Annotated in this window: 13 protein-coding genes; 6 read left to right on the top strand and 7 right to left on the bottom strand. The window is 60.7% G+C overall.

Going from position 1 to position 20,338, the window contains the following annotated elements; all coding sequences use genetic code 11:
* Nucleotides 1–324: 324 nt before the first annotated feature.
* Entirely contained in the window at nt 325–4,560 is a 4,236-nt protein-coding gene (locus Mal15_RS19340) for a beta strand repeat-containing protein (protein ID WP_147869271.1), read from the bottom strand.
* A 187-nt stretch (nt 4,561–4,747) separates the two neighbouring features.
* The gene (locus tag Mal15_RS19335) at nt 4,748–6,403 is read right to left on the bottom strand and encodes a BBP7 family outer membrane beta-barrel protein (protein WP_147869270.1); all 1,656 of its coding nucleotides are present in this window, start codon (nt 6,401–6,403) and stop codon (nt 4,748–4,750) included.
* Nucleotides 6,404–7,107: 704 nt separating this feature from the next.
* Here Mal15_RS19335 and Mal15_RS19330 point away from each other — a divergent pair.
* A complete protein-coding gene (locus Mal15_RS19330) occupies nt 7,108–8,181 on the top strand; it encodes a hypothetical protein (protein WP_147869269.1) in 1,074 nt (357 codons plus the stop codon).
* Between the two features lie 45 nt (nt 8,182–8,226).
* A complete protein-coding gene (locus tag Mal15_RS19325; RefSeq protein ID WP_233902891.1) occupies nt 8,227–9,480 on the top strand; it encodes a DEAD/DEAH box helicase in 1,254 nt (417 codons plus the stop codon).
* Nucleotides 9,481–9,694: 214 nt separating this feature from the next.
* Here Mal15_RS19325 and Mal15_RS19320 read toward each other — a convergent pair whose 3' ends face one another.
* Entirely contained in the window at nt 9,695–10,462 is a 768-nt protein-coding gene (locus Mal15_RS19320; RefSeq protein WP_147869268.1) for a HisA/HisF-related TIM barrel protein, read from the bottom strand.
* Between the two features lie 40 nt (nt 10,463–10,502).
* On the bottom strand, nt 10,503–11,054 hold the full coding sequence (locus Mal15_RS19315; RefSeq protein ID WP_147869267.1) for a DUF2617 family protein: 552 nt from the start codon (nt 11,052–11,054) through the stop codon (nt 10,503–10,505).
* A gap of 339 nt (nt 11,055–11,393) precedes the next feature.
* Between Mal15_RS19315 and Mal15_RS19310 the strand changes: the two genes are divergently transcribed.
* A complete protein-coding gene (locus Mal15_RS19310) occupies nt 11,394–11,972 on the top strand; it encodes an anthranilate synthase component II (RefSeq protein ID WP_147872216.1) in 579 nt (192 codons plus the stop codon).
* Nucleotides 11,973–12,190: 218 nt separating this feature from the next.
* Nucleotides 12,191–12,949: a hypothetical protein gene (locus tag Mal15_RS19305; RefSeq protein WP_147869266.1), complete on the top strand. Its 759-nt coding sequence runs from the start codon at nt 12,191–12,193 to the stop codon at nt 12,947–12,949.
* A 130-nt stretch (nt 12,950–13,079) separates the two neighbouring features.
* On the opposite strand, the gene Mal15_RS19300 is transcribed toward Mal15_RS19305, so the two are convergent.
* Both Mal15_RS19300 and Mal15_RS19295 read right to left on the bottom strand, forming a co-directional pair.
* Nucleotides 13,080–13,544 carry a hypothetical protein gene (locus tag Mal15_RS19300; RefSeq protein WP_147869265.1) on the bottom strand — a complete coding sequence of 155 codons (465 nt, stop codon included), beginning with the start codon at nt 13,542–13,544 and terminating at the stop codon, nt 13,080–13,082.
* Between the two features lie 139 nt (nt 13,545–13,683).
* Nucleotides 13,684–14,220 (bottom strand): hypothetical protein, encoded by a 537-nt coding sequence (locus tag Mal15_RS19295; protein WP_147869264.1) that lies wholly within the window; start codon nt 14,218–14,220, stop codon nt 13,684–13,686.
* A gap of 299 nt (nt 14,221–14,519) precedes the next feature.
* Here Mal15_RS19295 and Mal15_RS19290 point away from each other — a divergent pair, with 299 nt between their 5' ends.
* Together Mal15_RS19290 and Mal15_RS19285 are read left to right on the top strand one after the other, a co-directional pair.
* On the top strand, nt 14,520–16,631 hold the full coding sequence (locus Mal15_RS19290) for a multiheme c-type cytochrome (protein ID WP_147869263.1): 2,112 nt from the start codon (nt 14,520–14,522) through the stop codon (nt 16,629–16,631).
* A gap of 5 nt (nt 16,632–16,636) precedes the next feature.
* Nucleotides 16,637–18,538 (top strand): hypothetical protein, encoded by a 1,902-nt coding sequence (locus Mal15_RS19285; RefSeq protein WP_199773689.1) that lies wholly within the window; start codon nt 16,637–16,639, stop codon nt 18,536–18,538.
* A gap of 88 nt (nt 18,539–18,626) precedes the next feature.
* Here the strand turns inward: Mal15_RS19285 and Mal15_RS19280 are convergent, their stop codons facing one another.
* On the bottom strand, nt 18,627–20,291 hold the full coding sequence (locus Mal15_RS19280) for a glutamate ligase domain-containing protein (protein ID WP_147869262.1): 1,665 nt from the start codon (nt 20,289–20,291) through the stop codon (nt 18,627–18,629).
* Nucleotides 20,292–20,338 lie beyond the last annotated feature (47 nt).

Here is a 20,338-nt window from a genome sequence, read left to right as displayed (position 1 = left end):
CGGGGCAGAATGATGGGGGGCAGAATGATGGGCGGGCAGAATGATGGGCGGGAGGATGGGGGGCTGGTGGTGAGGGAAGGCTTCAACCTGCGAGGCCGCGTCTGATTGACTTCCATCCCGGACGCACCGGCGCCAATCCGGCCGTGGTTCAATGCGCATAAAAAACGCACGGCCTTCCCCCCGAAAGGCCGTGCGTTGGCGGCTTCCTCACCGATGCGTGAGACGTCTCGCGGTCGCGGCGACGTCGTTCGTCCTTCTGCATTTCGCTACATCACCGGCTCCGGCGAAGTGCGAGACGAACGGTCGTTCCACGAGGGACAGTCATCACGATGATGCGAGGAAGCGTCGTTTTGAGAGCACCTGTGCTCGTTCTCCAAAGTTAAAGTCGGTCGCGTTGTCATCGATCCCGAGTGCGAGATCGGTGAAGACGTCATCGACGACGGTTGCGGTCGCTCCATTGCCGACGGTGTTCTGGCCACTCACGAAATCCTCCGGCTGAACCTCTTCGACTCGGTAGGTTCCCGCTCCCAGTTGGGTGAATTCGTAATCTCCGTTGGCATCGGTCACGACGGTGCGTTCTTGGATCGCGTTACCGGAGGCCTCGGTGCCGGTCAGCCGGATCGTCACGCCTTGGATCCCGACTTCGTCGGCGTCACGAACGCCATCATTGTCGCGATCGAAGTAGACCGAACCGCTGATCGAGCGAATCATCGGGTCGACGGCCGTGGTCGCCTGATCACTGTTATTGGTATCGTCCGATTCATCGGTGGTTGTTGATACAACCACGACGTTTTGCAGGTTTCCACTCGCGTCGGCGTCGATCGTGACGTTGATGGTAAAGCTGAAGGACGCGCCCGGGGCCAAGTCGCCGGCGTCGACGGTGACGACGCCGCCCGTGGCCGACAGAGCGTTGTTGTTTTGATCGGTTCCGCTGACGAAGGTGACTCCGGAGGGAAGTGTGTCCGTGGCGACCGAATCGAACGCGGTGGAGACGCCGTCGTTGGTGACGGTGACGGTGTAGACGAGTGTTTCGCCGGTTTGTGCGATGTCATCATCGACCGTTTTTTCGACCGTCAGATCGGCTTGCGGCGTGGCGGTGATGGCGGCGGTCGCCGTGTTGTTGGTCGTGTCGGTTTCGCCGCTATCGGCCGTGACACTGGCCGTGTTGGTCACCGTGCCGCTGGTGTCGACGCCGACGGTAAAGACCAACGTGGCCGTCAGCGTTTCGTTTTCGTCCAGTGAGACCCCCGGGAACGTCACGGTGCTACCCGAGACGGTCGCCGATTGTCCGTCCAAGCTTCCGCTGACGAACGTCAGCCCGGTCGGGACGTCATCGGTCAGGACGACGTTGGTGGCCGTGCTGGGGCCGGAATTGGTCAGTTCGATCGTGTAGGTGACGTTATCGCCTGGATCCGGCGTCGTGTCCCCGGCGGTCTTGGTCAGCGTCACATCGAATTGCGGTGTCATCGCCGTCGTGGCGGTGTCGCTGTTGTTGGTCGTGTCGGACTCGCCTCCCGCGACGCTGATGCTGCCGGTGTTGACGATCGATCCCGAGGCGTCTTCGTTGACCGAGGCGGTGACGGTGAACGTTCGCGTCTGGCCGACGGGAATCGGATCGTGCACGACCGTGATGGTCTGTTGTGCGGTGTCGAATCCGGACGAGGTGGCATCGGGCGCGTCGATCGTCAACCCGGTCAGTCCGGCCGGCAGCGTGTCGGTGAAGGTGACTTCACCGGAATCGCTGACGCTGTCGGTATCGTGGGAGATTGTGAAGGTGTAGGTCAGCGTGTCTTGGCCGGGGACCGCCGTTGCCAAATCGACACTTTTGCTGATCACCAAGTCGGTGTCCACGGTGATCGCGACGTCCACGTCATCGCTGTCGTTGGTCGCATCGGTGTCAACATCGGTTGTGGTGATGTCGGCTTGATTGTTCAGCGTCCCGGTGGCGGAGCTGGCGATGTCGACGACGAAGGTGAACGTTTCGGTCTGCCCGCTGGTCAGCGTGCCGACGGTGAAGGTCAGGTCTTGGCCGTTCTGGGCGATGGTCACGCCGGAGGTTCCGGCATCGAAACTGTCAAAGGTCAGGCGTGAATCCAGCGTGTCGGTGACTTCCACGCCGCGGGCGTCCCCGGGGCCGTTGTTGGTCACTTCGACGGTGTAGGTCAATTGCCCACCGGCAACGGCGGTGTCGGTGGTCGTCTTGGTGACGGCGACATCGACGTTGCGAACCACGGGGGTCGTCTCGGTCGCGCTGTTGTTGCTGGTGTCCGAATCGGTGTCGGGCGTCCCGGTCACGGTGGCGGTATTGCTGAGCGAGTTGCCGGCGTCGGCGGCGACCATCACCACGACGTCGATGACGGCCGATGCGGATGCGGCCAGGTCATCGATACTGATCGACAGGTCGCCGCTGCCGGCCGGGTTTTCCGTTACTGTGCCGCTGCCGGTGGTGAACGACGCGCTGACGAACGACAGGTCGCTCGGCAGGCTGTCGGTCGCAACGATTCCGGTCGCGGTGTCCGGCCCGTTGTTGGTCACCGTGATCGTGTATGTGAATTGTTCCCCGGCGACGACCGAACCGGTCGTGTTGTCGGATTTGGTGATCGCCAAGTCGGTGCTCTCGATCGGCACGGAGGCATCATCGGAGTTGTTCGTGTCGTCGGTTTCGACCTGGTCACCAGAGATCGTTGCGGTGTTGGTCAAATCCGCGGTCTGGCCGTTGTCGATGTCCACGGCGATCCGGATCGTGTCGCTGGCACCGGCGGCGAGCGCGCCGATCGCGACACTGAGGTTCTGGCCGTTGATCGTCGGCGTGTACGTTCCGAAGTTGGAATTGCCCTGGTTGATCGTCATCCCGGCGGGGATCACGTCGGCGATCACAACGTTCGTCGCATCGAGCGGGCCATTGTTTTGGAACGCGATGTCAAAGAACGCTTCGCCGCCGCTTTGCAATGTCGACGCGGCCGAATCGAGCGTCTTGGTGATCGCCAGATCGAAGGTCGGAACGACACCAATGTCCAGGGACAGATTGGTGCTGGAATCGGTATCACCGTCGTCGGTGGGTTCGGCGCCGGCGACCAAGGTGATTTCACCGGTGACGATTCCGACGCCCGCGACGAGGGTTCCGTTGTCGTCGTCACTGACGTCATCATCCGGATCCGCTGCGGGGTCGTTTCCGGTACTGGAGACGTGGCCGAACAAGGATTGGCCGGCTCCCAATTCGGACTCGGGGATCACCACCAAGTAGTTACCCGCGGAGAGCTGGGCAAAGGAGTAGTCACCGTTGCCGTCCGTCGTCGTGGTTGCAACCGCGGTTTGCGTGCTCGGATCGATTGCGCCACCGCCGCCGGGTTCGGCGTACAGTTCGACGGTGACTCCGGAGACTCCCGTTTCGCCACCGTCAAGTTGACCGTTGTTTGTGTCCGCCCCACCGCCGAAATCGGAGAAGACGTTGCCGCCCAATGTCAACAACTGCGTGTTCTGCAAATTGGTCGTGACCGGGGCGGGGCCTCGCGATTCGACCACCGAAAAGAAGATGTCGTTGTCGGCGTTGGTGATGACGGCTTGAGCGCGAATCGCGATCACGCTATTAAAGTCGGCCGGCGCGCTGATTCCTGGTAGGGTGGATGTTCCCCATCCGGCATCGGTGAATTCGACAAAGATGGATTGCAGCGTCGCGTTCTGCTGTACCGGAACCGTGATCTCCGACGCTTCGGTTGCCGAGGTGATGACGGTCACGATCATCGATTCTGCTTGGTTGGCCCCACGACCGACGAGTTCGATCCCGGTGTTGGTCGGCACAGCCCCGCCGGCGGTTCCGCCTGCCAAAGAAGAGGTCGGCGAGAATCCGGGGGGCACGGTCAATCCGAATGCTCCATCGTTTCCGTCGTATTCGACCGTGACTTCGCTCGTCGCTCCGCCACCGGTGCTCAGACTCATCAGCTGGTTGGCGGTATCGACTTGGAACGTCGTGTTGCCTGCAGCACCGGTGTGAGTCAGCCGGGCGTCTCGAAATTGCCCCAAGGCATTCCCCGCAGAGACCGACTGATCGACCGTCTGTGCGGCAACCGCTGTCGCGATTTGCGCACCGCTGGTGAAATCATCGATCGTCACGATGGTTGCGCCATCGGCGTCATCGGCGGTGATCTGGACCAGTTGAGCCGACGGCTCGTCGACGTCACCGGGGGCGGCGCCCTGAACCACGAAGTAGGTGTCCACCGAGAGGTCGTCGAAGCGATACTGTCCCGGCACAGGGTCCGCATTCGTGTCGGTCGTGACGCTGTCGACCAACACGTCGGTTCCGGCATCGTACGTGTTGTTCGCGTTGGTGTCGCGATAGAGTTCAACCGTCACGCCTTCCAAACGTGGATCATCGCCGGTCAGACCGTCGCCGGTCAGGTCCGTGAAAGCGACGCCAGAGATTGCACCGATATCGGCGGCCAGCAATTGGCGTTTGACCAATGACTCGTGACGCAACACGCGACGACGATTCTTGTTCTTCGCTTCGGTATTTGAACGACGCTTGCGACCAACCAGTCGCTGAATCATTCGCTGCCAGACCATGGGAACCTTCCTATTATCGGGTGATCCGAACGCCGATCGTCACGATGTCGCGATCGTGAGCAATGCACCGCCTGTAAAGCCAACGGCGTTCAATTGTTCGGGGGGAGTCAGTCTCAATCGCTGCTATCGACCCGATGCGGAAAAGAATTCACCGGTCTGCGGGTTGTAACGATTACCACCGGTGCTCCTACCACCTGTATTCCAAGCCATAGGTCAAGCCGTGAGCCCAGTAGTCGGTCGTGTCAAAGGCGAACTGGGGGCGCGGGTCGCTGTTGCCCGTGATCGCCGGCGGCAGCTGGTTGGTGTCGATCATGGTCGGAATGTGCTCTCCGGGACGGACCACGTTGGACCAGTAGATTCCGGTGTAGCCGAAAGTCGCTTTCAGATGGTCGGTCAGCTGGTAACCCAGTGTCAGATTCACTTCGGGCAAGACCGAGAACTCGTCTTGCTGGTGTGTTCCACTGTTGGACGCCAGCGCCAACAGACCCGCGTCGTAGGTTTCGGTGGTTTGGTTGTTCGGATCGTTTCGATCGACGATCACCGTCTGGCCCGCAATGCGAACGGTTTGACGGGTGTTGCCGATGGCCAGACGGACAAGACTTTCGCAGGTCCAATAGCCGCGTGTGATGCGGTGGTTCCAGGCCAAGTCGATGCCGTTGAATTGGTTCTCGGTATCGAATTGATCCATGATGTCGAAGTCGCCGATGTTGAACGTGCCGTTGTTGCTCAAGTCTTCGCTGATGCCGACGCCTTCATCGAGTTGCATGAACCGGTACCCGACACGGAATTCCGACCGCGTGCAGTAGTGGCCGGCACATCCGCAAAACAGCCACTGACGGCAGCCTTCGTCGCAACAGGTCATGCGACGCAGGTACACGCTGCCGCCGGTCAGTTCGCTGTAGGCGCTCACGGCGACGGTTCCGGTCAATTGGATGTCGGCACCGTTGTTCAATGCCACCAACTCGGCGTCTTCGCGGCCGGTCAGGGTGTTGAAGAACGGCCGTGCCAAGATCGGATCTCCGGTGCTGGTGGCCGAGAAGCTCTCGCTTTCGCGGTCCAATTCCAGGTAGTCCGCACCGACACCCCAGGTGTGGCAGCGATCGAGCCAGAATCCGAATCGAAGTCTCCAACCGGTGCGTGAATCGTCAAACAGGGCTCGTCCGGGGCCGCCAAAGAGTGTCGTGGTGTTGCTGCGGTTCAGAACTCCGGCATCGGCTTGATCCGTTCCCGAGGGGGATTGGGTCACCAGGGCCGGCAGTTCCATGCCGTCGGACCACATTCCCAGCCCTTCGAACGACACCCAACCGTCCTGGGGAAGACTCAAGGTGAGCGCCGGTCGCCAAGCGCGTCCGCTGGGGAGTTCGCCGCACAGGCTGCACCCGCAACCCGGCTGGCAAGCCCCCATGGAATCGCAACCGATCCCGTCACAGCCGCATGCCGGTCCCATCGCGTCGCAGGAGCCGTCGACGATCGCTGTTTCGTAAATGATTTCACCGTCCATCGGCGGCGGGGTCGGGATGTAGTGTCCCGCCTGGCGCACTTCGGTCGGCTGTTTCGCGGCGGCGTCCGAGCCGCGCGTGGATCGTTGGCTGGGCCGAACCGCTTGGGCGTGACGGCTGTTCTTGGGTTGGACCGCCGCGGTCCGCGAAGATCGCTGGGCAGCGTGCGTCGCTGCGCCTGGGGTCCGAGTCGGCGTCCAACCGGCTCGAGCCGCCTGGACGTGCTCGCGTTGATCCGCTTCGTCGCCACGTTGGCTGGATGCTGTCTGTGCGCCGAGCGGGCTGAGCGTAAGCGCCGTCAGCAAAACGGCGGTGAGCGGACGGGGAATTTGAAAGTTTGGCACGGTCGTCACCACTTGAGACTCTGGGGGGGTAAAACCCGGCTACGGCATACTCCGCGACGCTCGCGGAGGACTGCCGTGTTGGCAATGGGAGGCCAGTCGTAGCCATGGTTTTCGGAGTGCCGCCGCGTTTGACGCTGCGGGCACGACTCGTCAGATGCGGTATCGACGACGCCTCAAACGAACCTGAAGGCAAAACCGGAAAAATCGGAAAAATCATCAAAGTTGGCGCAACCGTTACAGATTGACATCGGCGGTGGTTGGTCGTGTTGGGCGCATTCGTCTGAATCGAATTGGTCCCATGAGTCGGTTTGGTCCTATTGGTTGCTGGGCGCTGTGGGGAAATAGGACCTACGGGACGAATGGGACCTCTGTGACCGATTGAACCTGAAACCTGAAACCCAGCCCCACCCCAGGAACCCTTGACCTGAACGCGGTCAGATTGGTACTCGACAGACTGCGAACCGGCGCACCGGCCGTTCGACGTGGATTCTTCACCCAATCGCCAGAGATTTTCAAAGATCCTTGTGACAGCCCGATCGGTCGACTCCGTTCCTGACTCGCCACGCTCCAGGCAAACAAAACCTGCCTGGTATGCTAGCAATCGGGCTGCGCGCGCCTGGGCGTGTTGGCTGGCCGTGTGTTGTTTGCTGTCGCTGTCACAGGGCTGTCGGGGACGCGCGCACGAAGATCTGTATCGGGCCAAGATGGCCAATGAGATTCGAGTTCTGGAGGACCAGCTGTATGACGCCGATTACCAGAATCGGGTGCTCCGCGACGAATTAGAACGATCGCGGCTGCGAGACGCGGCCGACGATCCGAACGATCCGCCACAGCGACAGAACCAACGCCGCCCCGCACACGGTCCACCCACCCCTGTCGAGCCCGACGACTACGAAATTCTGGAACTGGATCCGCCCGCTGCGGCGGATCGACCGGCCCCGAAGTCACCGACGCCTGCAGTGATACCCACTCCGGCGGACGAGCCCGGTATGGGGTTGCCGCTGCCGCCTGCCAGCGACGACCAACCGGCCGACCCCGCGCCGGAACCCGAACCGACCCCTGATCCGGCAACACCCCAATCGCCGCAGCCGTTGGTTGATCCACCCACCGAGGGCCTGGGGATGCCGCGAGAAGCGATTGAGACGCCGGCGCCGGCGGAATCCGAAGGGCCGTTTTCCGAGCTGCCGCCGCCTACGGAGTTGATTCCGCCTGGCGAGGGCGAATTGATGGACGATCAAATCATTCCCGGACCGCCGTTGCCTCCGGATGAAGATCCCGAGTCGCCGCCGGGGAAGGTGACGCCGCCGAGCGATGCGAAAAAGATGGGGTTCGAGCCCCCGGAGGCGGCGCCGTTGGCGATCCCGGATCGTTTGGAGCTGCACGACGGGCTATCCGGTGGCCACCAATTTGACAAAGACGCCGAAATCGACGGACTGTTGCTGATTGTGACGGTCGTGGACCAAGATGGCCGGGCGCTGTCGCTGGAGAACTTTGACGTCGACGCAGAGTTGACGGTGGTGGTGTTGGACCCCGAGGATGATTCGGAAGACGCTTCGCTCGGGCGCTGGGAGTTTGACCCGGACCAAGTTCGCGACATGGTCCGGCGCACCCCGATTGACGGGATTCACGTACCAATCGAGTGGCAGGACCGGATTCCCGACGGTCACGACGTGATGGTCCATGTCCGTATGGCGGCTGCGGAGGAAGAAATGCGCTGCCAGGGACGCGTGCGGCTGGAACAATCGGTCGCGTCTGCGAATTGGTTGCCACGAGGTTGAGCAGCTGTCGTAGTGGAAAACGCGCGATGCCGCTATGCTAGCGGGATGAATGCACAACAAATGGAAACCCTCGATCCTGCGAAAGCCAGTTTCGACGACTTGGACTTGTCTCCGGTGATGCGACGAGCGCTCGCCAAAGCCGGATTTGAAAAACCTTCACCGATTCAAGCAGAATTGATCCCGCTCGCCCTGCAGGGGCTGGACGTGATCGGTCAGGCCCGCACCGGGACCGGGAAAACGGCCGCGTTTTCGATCCCGATTCTTGAACAGCTCGATTCGCTGGAGGATTGTCGCGACCCGCAAGCGATTGTGGTCGTGCCGACGCGCGAGCTGGCCGACCAGGTCGGACGCGAGGCCCAGCGTTTGGCCGCCGGCGTCCACACCGAGATCGCGGTGCTGGCCGGCGGAAAGAATATCCGAACACAGTTGCGACAACTGGAAAACGGCGCCCAGATCGTGGTCGGAACCCCGGGCCGGCTGCACGACCACTTACAACGACGGTCGTTGCGGACCAAGGACGTCTGGTGTGTCGTCTTGGACGAAGCCGACCGGATGTTGGACATCGGTTTCCGTCCGCAGATCGAACGGATTTTGCGCAAGTGTCCGCGCGACCGCCAAACGCTGCTGCTTTCGGCGACCTTGCCCCCGACGGTTCAGCGGTTGGCGGAGTCCTACATGCAGGACCCGGTCGTGATCGACTGCTGCAAGAACGAGATGTCGGTCGAAACGATCGAGCAGCACTATTTCACGATCCCGCAAGATCGCAAACAGGAGTTGTTGGTGGCGCTGTTGGAGCGTGAGAAGCCGGAGCAGGCGATCATCTTTTGCCGTACCAAACGCGGCACCGATCGACTTTATCGGGCGCTCAGCAAAGACCACCCTTCCTGTGCAGCGATGCACGGCGACATGCAGCAACGGGAACGCGACCGAGTGCTGCAACGACTGCGCGATCGGAACTTGGAGATTCTGGTCGCCACCGATGTCGTCGGACGCGGCATCGACATCAGCACGATCTCGCACATCATCAATTACGATGTCCCCGAAGACAGCGACGATTACGTGCACCGTGTCGGCCGTACCGGACGAATGGGCCGCGACGGCGTGGCATTCACGTTCATCGTTCCCGGCCAAGGCGATTTTTTGACCAGCATCGAACAGCGGATCAACAAGCTGTTGATTCGTGATTCGATCCCCGGGTTCGAAGCCCCCGAGAAGCCGGCCGAACCTGAAAAGAAGGAGGCCGACCCGATGCGAAAGCGGCTCAACCCGATGCACCGAAAAGTCAAACGACGCCGCTAGTCTTTGTCCCAGAACCCGGAAAGGGTCGAACGTGGTAGCGGAATTCGCCAAGAATTTCGGCTTTTCCCAACTCAGTTTGCGATTCTGACAATGCTTTCCGAGTGTCGCCGTGTTCTCCGAACTCGGCGTGCGCGAATAAGCAAAGCTTTGCCCCGCGCCGACCTCGGAGAGGACGGCGACTGTTCAGAACAATCGAAAACAGAGCTGCGTGCGCTCACCGGGCATACAGGCTGGCGACGAGCAATTGATCAGCGCCGGCGTCGAACAGACGTCGGGCGTCGGCGGCACCGCGAACCCCTCCGCCGGTGATGTAGCGAGTGTGCGGTAATTGGAGTCGGACCCGCTTGCACAATTCGAGCGTGCGCTGGATCGACGTGCTGCCGACGCTGGCCAAATCCAGCCCGATGACGGTGGAGATGCCTGAATTGCGACAGGCGTCAAACCAATCGTCGTCCGTTGTTTCCTCGGAAACCCAACGCCCGTCTTTGTAATCCAGGCTGACTGCGATTTGATCACAAGGCAGGTGGGTCAGCAGATCGCTCAACAGCGACACGTCGGTTGCGCACTCGGTCGCTAAAATGACGACGACGTTGGCGTGATCGTTTACGAGTGACTCGATCCACGACCAACGTTGCGGTGGCATGGTGGTACGGAAACCTAAATCGAGAAAGAGTGTTCCGCGGTCGGAGCAACGCTCGACGATCGAACGGATTTGTTGCCGTTGCCAATCGCCAAATCGGATGCCATTGAGATCCGCTACGTAAAGCGAGTCGATGCCGACGCTGTGGTAGCCGTCGATCAGACGTTGCACGTGTCCGTCGATGCGGTGAGCCGCGCGTCCGGGTGCGTTGAATGTCCCCACGGGAAGGTAGTGGTCACGGTCGCCGCCGACACCGTGGACGGCGAGCCCGTCTTGTAGATCGATCACACCGATGAACCGTGACGTGAAGGCGTCGGGTGGGATAGGCTTGCAGCCTGTCATTTCGCGTCGACAGGCTGGAAGCCTATCCCACGGGGAGGCATCACGCGTCGGGCAGGGAGAACAGCGATTCGACTTTCACGATCGCGTAATCGTCGGGAAAGGTGTGAATGGCCTGGACCAGCATGGATCGCTGGCGGGTTTCGATGTTGACGTAGCTGAGGGCGCCCAGTGACATCCGTCCGCTGGCGTCAAAGTTGTGCAACAAACCCTCGGTGGGCTGTTTGGAGAGTTGTTGCTGGACCATGAAAAACATGTCCGGTGCAACGGGTTCGAGTTGGAAATGCGTCCGGTAGGCCACGCCAAGGTGAAAATCAGCCTTTTCGGTCCGACTGCCCTTGAGCGACTGGCTGATCAAACAGCGTTTGGACGGCAGCGGCTGGTGGGCACTGGTCGCGACTTCGCACACCGTGACCGGCGTTTTTCCGGTCGTGTTCCAGGTGATCACATGCCCGCAATTGGTGATGTTGACCTGAGCGTGATAGGCACTTCGCTCGATACGACGTGTGCGATGGACCCGATACAGCTCGGGGTGGAGCGACCGGCTGAAAACATGAAAAGCAAGTTCGGCGACTTTGGGGCGAACCGAGAGCACTGGCGGAATTCCGGGATCGACGAATGATAAGGTGCCCGAATCGGCTGCACAAAAAAGGGGATCGGGATCCGAATTTTGGCGAGCGCTCGATTCGAACGGCAATGGACAACAGATTACGATAACGCGCGACCGGGGGTCGCAAACCGCCGAGCGTTTCGTCTCTTTTCCGATTCGAAGTGACGCGTCAGGCTCTCGGCAAATCGCCTGATGCACGTCATTATAGATGCTCGCGTGAACGAGACAGAAGAGCGTTTATCGCCCAAAATGAAAGATTTGGATTTTGTCCGATCGCGTTCAGATTCCCATTGACAGATCGCTCCGTTGTTACCTGGCTTTTTCATGGTCATCGTCATCGATAACTACGATTCATTCACCTACAACCTCGTGCAGCGGCTCGGTGAGATCGACCAGACGACCCAGCTGCGTGTGTTTCGAAATGATGAGATTTCGATCGACGAAATGGAATCGCTCTCTCCGGACCGCATCTTGGTTTCGCCCGGCCCCTGCACTCCCAACGAAGCCGGGGTCAGTGTCCAGTGCATTCAACATTTCGCCGGCAAAGTCCCCATGCTGGGCGTCTGTCTGGGGCATCAGTCGATCGGTCAGGCCTTCGGAGCATCGATCATTCGCGCCCCACAGTTGATGCACGGCAAGACGGACGAAATTTTTCACGACGGCAGAGGGCTGTTCCAGGGGCTGGCCAATCCGTTCGTCGCGACCCGCTACCATAGTTTGGTGATCGATCCGGAAACCATGCCCGACTGTTTAGAAGTCGCCGCGTGGACCGACACCGGAGGCCAACGGCAAATCATGGGCGTGCGACACAAAGCGTTTCAACTGGAAGGCTGGCAGTTTCACCCCGAAAGTTTCCTCACCCAACCGGGCATCGAAATGTTGACTCGGTTCTTACGGTGGTGAACCGGCGTGTTGATTTCGTCCGAACCTACCTGGGGTCAGCCGTTTCGCGCGAGCGTACGGGCATTGAAACAGCAAAAGATTGCACCGGGGCCCGTAGGTTCGCGCCATACGGCTGATTAAACCAGCAGGCCGCTCGCACTTCGGGTAAGTGTGACACGCGAGCGAGTGGTGTGCCCTACCGTAAAACCAATCGACGCAACTTTTCACCTGGACGTTCGATGTCCCAGCCACCGCATGAACGCTTACCACTGAATCATCGGTTGGCGTTATGCGGCGTTTCCATCATTGCTTCCCTTCTACTGATCACACCGGTGACGGGGCAGACGGTCGGTCGCGAATCAAAGGGTCAGGGTCAAGACGAAAGCATCGAAATCCGTCTCGATGAATTGCCCAAGCCGCCGACAGAGTTCGCCAAGTTGATTCACAGTGGGGCGGTCCGGTTGATCACCGGCGGGCAGCCGACCAGCGATCCGGATTCGTTGCCGGCCGGTCGACGGTTGGCTGGCGAAACAAGATTCACGTTTCGTTACCGATACGACAGCCGCGCGCGGTGGCAGGTCGAAACTCGCTTGTCAGGCGCCGCACTCGGTCAAGCGATGGTGCTCGTTCGTGTCCGCTTTCGCTCTCTTCAACTGATCACGACACACGAAGTCTGGATTCGTGACCCGCCACCATCGGATCAATTTTGGGACAACCGCGTGGTGCGTCACGAATTCGATCACGTGCGGATCTCTTCCGATCCGCGAATCGAAAAACACTTCCTCGACGCGGCAAAGGAAATGGAACAGATGCGCGTGCCGCTATCGTCGGTCGCCGGCGCGGGCGCGGGCGGGCGAGTCGAAAACGCAAAGGTCCAAGCGTTGATCGAAGCCGGGATGAAGCAGGCACTCGACGACACCACCGATCTGGTCCGCGTCCGCTATCGCGAACTCGATCGGCTGACCGAGCATGGCATGCTGCCGCTGCCAAGGCCCTAGCTGGACAGTCGCCGTCCTCTCCGAGGTCGGCGCGGGGCAACGCGTCGCTGTTTCGCGGACGCCGAGTTCGGAGAACACGGCGACTGTGCGAACGCGTCGTCAAGAACGCAAATTGAGTCCCGGTAGACGATTAGCGGAAATCGGGCGGAGCCGGTTCGCCGGGAACGATGCCCGCGTTTAACATTTTTTCTTCTTGGAACTTTCGAAGCCGCTCTTGGAATTCCTGTTCCGTTTCCTCATCCGACTTTCGTTCCGGGCGGACAGGTTCGGGTAGCGGATCGCCGTCGGACCCGCGGGATTTGACACCGCCCAATGGCGCGACCCGCTCGCGGGCCTCCAGGTCATCCTTGGCCGAATCGCGCGGCGTGACGTCCGCGGTACGAGCGCCGCCGGGATCAAACAGGCTGCCGACGCGGCCGGAGTTGCGTTGGGTCCGTTCCCAGATTCCGCCGTACGCCGAATAGGCTTGGTCTTCGCGGTCGCAACACAATCGACACCCGGTGCTGGTGGTCACGACGCAGCAGAGCAGCGATAGGCCCAGCAGCGTCCGTGAAACACGCCTCGTTCGATTCTCTCGTCTGCGGTCAGCTCTCATCGCGTTGCTCTCGTTCACCACTTCTCAGCGGGATAGAGGTCCGCCCTCACAAGCAGGGCGCATAAAAAACGGCGTCCGCGGATGCGAACACCATTTGTATCGGTTGCGCCGACCTGAGGCTTTAGGAAAGATTTAACGACTAGTGGCGAATCGCGTGCACGACATCGCTGATGTTCTTGCTCATCATCGCCAGGGCCGATTCGATTCGGGGGGCCGTGCCGAGTCGGTCGCCGACCCCCGGTAGGGCCATCACGCAGAACAGCACCAAGACGAATCCGCCATAGGCCGCACCGCTGTTGATTCCGGAATCATGTCCGATGATGCGGCTGCCTTTGGTAAAGGGCAGCCGAAATGCCCAACGCTCTTTGGGTTCGTACTCGTGGATCGTGCCGACTTGCAAGCGGGCTTCGCCTTGCACGGTTTCGACGAAGGTTTCGGCGATGACCTGAATCCGGCGATCATCGTAACGCAGGTCGTAACTTTTTCCCGACTTGATCCTCTTGGCCACTTTCGTGCTCAGCCCCAGCGTGAAACCGCCACCGGATGTTTCACGCACGAAGACCTTTTGGAACTTGCGGCCGACCAATAGCTTCGCGGCACTGTCGCCGACGACTTTGCATCGATACGTTTTCGCTTGCCCTTCGGTAGGCAGGGTTCGGTAGGAATGCGATGACATTGTTCTGACACCCGTATTAAAAGGGTCTGCCGGAGTCGGACTGAGAACCAGTCCCGGGTTGATAAGCATTCGCGCTCGGTGCGCGAACACTGAACGCTAGTTTGCAAAGTCCATCCGAAGACGAAGTTGGACGACCCAGCCGAGGGATTTTCTTCAATAAGCTGTTCCGATTAGGAGGTTTTCAACGGCTGTGACAGTCCGACGGGATGCAGCGGTCCTGTTGAGTCGAATCGAAGGGTCGGGCCGGTCGCTGTCGACCGTTGCCGATCGGTTTCTTTCGTGTCACGGACAGAAGGGCGATGCTGGCCAAATCCATCGTACACGCGCGGGCCCTCTGCTGGCTCTTGGTCCTGCCGCTCTCCTCCGCTTTCGCCCAGCAATCGTCTCCGCATAACTGGTCGAAACCGACCGATCGGGCGTCGTGGGGGAACCCCGCCGGCCAGGCTGCCGCCCACCGTTGGAATCCGGACGCGTTCTACCAGTTGCATCGCATCGCGGCGGCCCCCAAAGACGCGGCCCCCAACGAAACGGCCCCGCGCCCGCTGTCGGTCGCCCAGCTGCGGAAATCGTTGTACGACGCGACGAGCAATGCCAGCGGATCGCTCGGCGATAGCGGAGATGACCTGCTCGGCGGCGATGACCTGCTCGGCGGCGATGACCTGCTTGATGGCGAGGACCTGCTCGGTGGTGCTCAGCAGCAACCGACCAGCGACGATCCACTGGCCGGACTGGGCCCGGTCCGACCCGGCGACGCGGCGCCGCAACGTGATCCCCACGCCGACCTCTGGACCGAAGACTGTTATCCCTCGGCGGAGTCTTGCCGTGCCTGTCATCCGACGCAATACGAGCAGTGGCGGGCCAGCGGGCATGCCTACGCCAGCGTCTCGCCGATGTTCAATCGATTCGAGCAAGCGATGACCGAATTGACCGAAGGCACGGTGGGCAGCTTTTGCAATCGCTGTCACTCTCCGGTTCAAACACAACTGAAAATCCCACGCTCGGTCAGCGTGCTGGATGCACCGCCGGTGGTCCGCGAAGGCGTTACCTGCATCGCGTGTCACCGCATCAACGAACATTTCTGGCGCAGCAACGGAGATCGTCGAATCGTTCCCGGCGATATTCACGCGCCGGTCTATGGCGGCCATGGCGGAGCGGGCGTGCGAGAGGCGGTCGCCAATGCCGAGTCATTAAAATTGAAACTGTCCCCCGACGACCAAGGTCCCGGACAGGCGATTCACCTGCAGGGTCGATTCTTCAAACCGCTGACAAACAGCGACGTCTGTGTCTCCTGTCACCAGGTCGCCGTGCATCCGGGGATTTGGTTGGAAGTCGTTCACGCCCAATACCGAAGTGGGCCGGCAGCCAAACGTGGCGTGTCTTGCCAGGACTGTCACATGGGCGCCGTGCCGGGCAAACCACAGGGTTACCAAACCGATTTCGTCGCGCACATCGGCGACGAACCTTTCGGCGAAAAACGCAAACAGTCCAACCATATGTTCTGGGGACCGGGTTATTCGATCGCCCATCCGGGAATCTTTCCACACCACCCCAAGGCGAAACAATACACGCCGCGTGAGTGGCTGGCGTTTGATTATCGAGCCGGCTGGGGGACCGATGTGTTTGAAAACAGCGTGACCGATGCGATGACGTTCCCCGCACCCTGGGACACCAGCGACGACCGACGCGACGGCCGAAAAATCATCGACGAAAACCTCGCCAGGCTGGCCGAGAAGCGTGTCGGTTCGATCGCGACCATGGAAGGCGGGCTGAAGATCGATGGCCCTCATTTCCATCACGAACCGACCGCGGGACGAAGGCTGAAATTCAGTTACACGGTTCGCAATGTCAGCGAAGGACACAATCTGCCGACCGGATCGCTGGGTGCCCAACCGCAACTGTGGTTGAACGTCGCCTTGATCGATCCCGACGGTTGCCGAGTGTGGGAGAGCGGCTACCTGGATCGACACGGTGACCTGGCCGACATGCACTCGGTCGATGTCGCGACGCACCGAGTGCCACGCGACAAGGACCTGTTCAATTTGCAAACCAAGTTCTTGATCAACAACGTACGTGGGACGGATAGGGAGGCGGCGCTTCCGCTGAACTTTTCTCTCGATCAACTCGTGTTCCTGCGCCCCGGTGCCGTTCCCGTGTCGGTGCTCAATCACCCGCCACTGATCCGCATGGAAGCCCATTCGATCGCGCCACTGGATTCGCGGACGGCACGCTACTCGATCCCCGCCGGAGTGATGACCAAAAAAGGGGCTTATCGTTTGAGCGTGCGGATGCGAAACCGGACCGAACCGATCTATTTCATGCGCCAGATCAACAGCACTCCGGACATGATTCAGCGAATGCTGGAAAACACGTTGGATCTGCACCCTTCCAGCCATACGTTTTGGGTGCGCTGATGATCGTGAATCGAATCCATTTGATCGGACTGGTATTGTTGTCGTTGTCGACGCTCGGTGCCGACCGTCCGCGACGATTGCCGGCGGTTGAGAAACCGACCGGGGCTGAATCGTCGACGGAGACCACCGCGATGGTGACGCAGGACTTTGATCGGGCGCTGCTGCGTTCGCTTGCCCAACTACAACACGCCTCGATCGCCGATCCGCCGGCGTCACCGTCGGTGACGCAAGGAGTCTCACGGAGCGTCGGATCGACGTCACCGATGCCGAGCCAATCGCGGCCCTCGACGTCGCATCGCGTGGACGAATTCACGGTCGCATTGGAGCGTTACCACCAGCCGCAAGCGGCGCGTTCTCTGTCGGGCCTTCCGACAACGGATGCGAACCTTCCAGACGTTCCGCTCGAGTTATTCGATCACGACTTGGTGCCGGCAGCTCCGGTCGCCGAGCACACGTCACGCACCGAGCACACGCGATACACCGAGCACACGCCGCTGGCCGAGAGGCTGAGTGCGCCGCTGCAGGTGGAACCTGCGCCGATGGTGCTGCACAATCACAGCATGGATTTTTCGCCGATGCCGGTCGATCCCGCCGCCTGTTATCACGACGGCGGGCGCGAAGCCTGGGTTTATGACGCCAAGCAAGACGTGCCGACGCAACACCCGTGGGTCGAATGGGGGCGCGTTTGGTACGGGGACGGAATCACGCCGCGAGGGCGGGACCTGTTCGGGCCGATGAATCTGGTCCGGCCGAAATTCTATGTCTACGGCGACGTTCGCTCGGGTATCCAGTCCGGACGCAACGCCGGCGGGCGGGCCGACAACTGGGCCAATCGGCTGAACCTGGACATGGATCTTCAGATCACCGACACCGAACGGTTTCACGCCTTCGTCGGTCCGCTGGACAAACAAAACCGGTTCACGCGTTGGGAATTGGTCGACGGCGATTTGCGGTACCGCAATGAAATGAACCTGACTCCGGCGACCGCATTCTTCGAAGGTGACCTGGGCGTGATGCTCGGGGCGTTGGGTAACCAGTCCTCGCCGTTTGAGTTGCCGATTTCGGCGGGGCTGATGCCGCTGTTGTTTCAAAACGGCATTTGGATGGAAGACGCCGTCAGCGGGATCGCGTTTGCCATTCCCGCCAAGCATAGTCGACTGCTCAATTGGGCCAACTTTGACGTCAGCTTCTTCGCCGTGTTCGATCAACTCAACAGCCCGGCGTTTGCCGACAACAGCGACGCACAGGCATTCGGGACGGCGTGGTTCATCGAAGCCTATGGCGGATACATCGAAACGGGATACGCGTATTTGAATCACCGCAACGACGATTCATTGAGCTACCACAACGCGACGTTCAGTTTTACGCGTCGCTACCTTGATCGGATCAGCAACAGCGTGCGAGTGATCGTCAATGCGGGACAGGATCGCGCCGGGGCGGACCGGACGGCCGACGGCGGATTGTTGTTGGTCGAAAACAGTTGGATCACGGCCGCGCCGTTGACCGTCGTCCCCTACGCCAACTTTTTCTACGGCTGGGACCGGCCGCAGTCGGTCGCCCGTGCCGGAATCTCGGGAGGGATCTTGCGCAATACCGGGATCAACTTCGACACCGACGGGCTAAACGGTTTTGCAACCCTGGACACGTCCGCGGCCGACACCGCCGGGGGCTCGGTCGGCGTCGATTTGATCGGCGACGATTTGGACCGGCAGTTGTTGCTCGAATTGACCTACCTGACCACCCACGGTGATCGCGCACTCGCCCGCGGCGACCAGTACGCGATCGGAGCCCGCTATCAGTTTCCGATCTCCAACGCCACGCTGCTTCGGTTCGACGTCATGCACGGTTGGCGCGAGGGCGAGGACGACGTGTACGGAACGCGGATGGAGTACCGCTGGAAGTTTTAGCGGCGACGGCCCGGAAGGGCCGTCGTACTTGTTGATGGGAGTCGACCGCCCGGAAGGGCCGTCGTACGGGTTGATGGGAGTCGGCGTGCTAGCGGAACAGTTTTAATTTGATCGGAGCGCCGACGTCGGCGGTGGGATCGGCTTCGGCCGCGGCTTCTTCTTCGGCGTCTTTCTTAGTGCGCGCCGCGGCGACCCACTGTTCCAACGCCGCCATTTCGGTTCGGGACTGGTGGGCCGGTTGGGCTCGATCGTTGGTGATCACGACAATCGTGTCACGCGCCCGAGAAGACTCGATCGCCCACTGAAGGGCTTTTTGTTGATCGACCACCAGGCGAATCGCGGCGCACTTTTTCACACCGTCGAGCAATTGGTGGGAACGCTGCAAGAACGCTCCGCTATGCTCCGGGCGACTGGCCACCACGCAATGGTGTGCAAAACGTTCGATAACATGTCCATAGCTGGCCAGCAGCTCGGCGTCGTCTGCTTCGCCGATCGCCAACACGCACCAGACACGCCCGCCCGCCCCGACCGCTTTGGCCGTCCGCAATGCCGCCCTCACGCGGTCAACGGTGCCGCCGGTTTCCAGCACCACCGTTGCGTGTCCGAAATCGACCAGTCGCTGGCCACGCCCCGGAATCGATCGAAGCGTCGACAAGTGTTTGGCGATCTCGTGGGGCGAATGCCCGAGCAATGCTCCCAGTGCGGATGCCGCCGCGATGTTGGACGCCATCGATTTTCCGCACAGCGGCGTTTCCATCATCGCACTGGTGTCGCCGGCGGTCAGCATCAGTGTCGCCATGCCGCCGGATTGGTCGATCATGATCGCGCCGAACTCGCTCTCGGCGGTCGTGCCGTAAAAGATCGATTGGCAACGCGATTCTTCCAGCACGCGAACCGTCTTGGTGTCTTCCCCCGGTGCAATCACGATTCCGGTCGGCGTCAATCGCTCCATCAAGCACTGCAAGCCACACGGTCCGAAGTCGTCCGACAGCTCTCGCTTGCCGGTCACCATCAACACGTCAAACTGCAGCGCGTCGTAGTGTCCGTCGCGAGCTGCCGTTTCATCGATTTCGATGATCGCGATTCGGCTCAGGCAGTCGCCCGACTCGGCGATCCAATCGATCAGCGGGGCACCGTGCGGGACCGCTTGCGCGGGGGTCTCGTTGACGACGCCGTCGCTGGCCCCGAGGTCACACTGGTACGCGGTTCGAATTCCCAACGCCTTGGTCAACGTCGCCGCCAATAAACAGGTTGATGTCTTTCCGCTGTTGCCCAAAACACCGACCGTCAAAAGCTTGCGGTCGGGATGCTGGTGTTTGGCCGACGTGATTCGCGCGAGCGCATGATCCACACTGCCGACGATGCATTGGGGAAGCGGGCACGGCAGCAGTTGTTCGGTCAGGATTCCGCCGGCGCCACGTGCCAGTGCGTCCGAAATCAATTCGTTCGGATCACCTTCGCCGACGCGATAGGTCACCACGTCGCCGGGGCCACACTCGTGGACGTCTTCGGCAAGCGTGGAAAGACAAACATCCTTGCAGCCAAAGAACTTGGCTTCGGGGAATAACTCGGCCAGCGAGATCGAAATCGGTTGGTCAACTTCGTCCGCAAAGGTGTCGATGGAGACCGAGGTCATCGGAGGCACATCGGTCGATGACAATTTCGGCAGCAACGCCAATTCTTTGTTGACCGAATCTTCGCCGAGAAGGGTGCGAAAAGAAACGCTTTGTCGAACGTCAAATGCGTGACGCATCAGATGGCCTCCATGCACATCGTGGGATTCAGCTCTCGCGGACTCTC

This window comes from Stieleria maiorica (genome assembly GCF_008035925.1).
GTDB lineage: Bacteria > Planctomycetota > Planctomycetia > Pirellulales > Pirellulaceae > Stieleria > Stieleria maiorica.
This window is presented reverse-complemented; position numbering and strand designations above follow the sequence as displayed.

Bases quoted from the DNA above. Each gene is read 5' to 3' on its own strand.
- Mal15_RS19305 (WP_147869266.1), top strand. From the start codon at position 12,191: ATGTCCCAGCCACCGCATGAACGCTTACCACTGAATCATCGGTTGGCG.
- Mal15_RS19340 (WP_147869271.1), bottom strand. From the start codon at position 4,560: ATGGTCTGGCAGCGAATGATTCAGCGACTGGTTGGTCGCAAGCGTCGT.
- Mal15_RS19280 (WP_147869262.1), bottom strand. From the start codon at position 20,291: ATGCGTCACGCATTTGACGTTCGACAAAGCGTTTCTTTTCGCACCCTT.
- Mal15_RS19330 (WP_147869269.1), top strand. From the start codon at position 7,108: ATGGCCAATGAGATTCGAGTTCTGGAGGACCAGCTGTATGACGCCGAT.
- Mal15_RS19325 (WP_233902891.1), top strand. From the start codon at position 8,227: ATGAATGCACAACAAATGGAAACCCTCGATCCTGCGAAAGCCAGTTTC.
- Mal15_RS19320 (WP_147869268.1), bottom strand. From the start codon at position 10,462: ATGACAGGCTGCAAGCCTATCCCACCCGACGCCTTCACGTCACGGTTC.
- Mal15_RS19300 (WP_147869265.1), bottom strand. From the start codon at position 13,544: ATGAGAGCTGACCGCAGACGAGAGAATCGAACGAGGCGTGTTTCACGG.
- Mal15_RS19310 (WP_147872216.1), top strand. From the start codon at position 11,394: ATGGTCATCGTCATCGATAACTACGATTCATTCACCTACAACCTCGTG.
- Mal15_RS19290 (WP_147869263.1), top strand. From the start codon at position 14,520: ATGCTGGCCAAATCCATCGTACACGCGCGGGCCCTCTGCTGGCTCTTG.
- Mal15_RS19295 (WP_147869264.1), bottom strand. From the start codon at position 14,220: ATGTCATCGCATTCCTACCGAACCCTGCCTACCGAAGGGCAAGCGAAA.